Here is a 702-nt window from a genome sequence, read left to right as displayed (position 1 = left end):
GCCTGCTGGAGGTGCCGCAAGACGTGCGTGATCGCCTGCAGCCATGGCTGGAGCGTGCCGAACGCATCCGCTTGCAGCGCCCCAAGGACAAGCACAAGCTGTACGCGCTGCACGCCCCGGAGGTCGAGTGCATCGGCAAGGGCAAGGCCCGCCAGCCCTACGAGTTCGGCGTGAAGGTCAGCGTGGCGGTGAGCGCCAAACAGGGCTTGATGGTCGGTGCGCGCAGCCTGCCGGGCAACCCCTACGACGGCCACACGCTGGCCGAGCAACTGGAGCAGACCACCGTCTTGCTGCAGGGCCTGGGCGTCAAGCCGCACACGGCCATCGTCGACCTGGGCTACCGGGGGGCGGATGCCGACATTGGCGGGGTGACATTGATCCATCGCGGCAAGAGCCGGTCGCTCACGCGCAGCCAGCGGCGCTGGCTGAAGCGGCGTCAGGCGGTCGAGCCGGCCATCGGGCATGCCAAGCACGATCACGGCATGAAGCGCTGCTGGCTCAAGGGCGCTGAGGGCGACGCGCTGCATGCGGTGTTGTGCGCAGCCGGCTTCAACATCCGTTGGCTGCTGCGTGCCATCGCCCGGCGGGGCATTGCTCCAGCCTTTTTGCGCTCGCTCTGGCTGCTGTCAGCGCTCGCCGCGTTCGCGAGTCGACTCGCTACTCTTGCACCTCCGGCGCTTCTCGTCGGCACCGCGAGATGAA

Annotated in this window: 1 protein-coding gene; it reads left to right on the top strand. The window is 68.2% G+C overall.

The annotated features are described in order from the left end of the window. Nucleotides 1–701: transposase (locus tag CTA01S_RS16280; RefSeq protein WP_232301119.1), on the top strand; the 701-nt coding region annotated here is incomplete at its 5' end. Nucleotide 702: the final 1 nt, after the last annotated feature.

The sequence above is a fragment of the Caldimonas taiwanensis NBRC 104434 genome, from assembly GCF_001592165.1.
Classification (GTDB): domain Bacteria; phylum Pseudomonadota; class Gammaproteobacteria; order Burkholderiales; family Burkholderiaceae_C; genus Caldimonas; species Caldimonas manganoxidans.
This window is presented reverse-complemented; position numbering and strand designations above follow the sequence as displayed.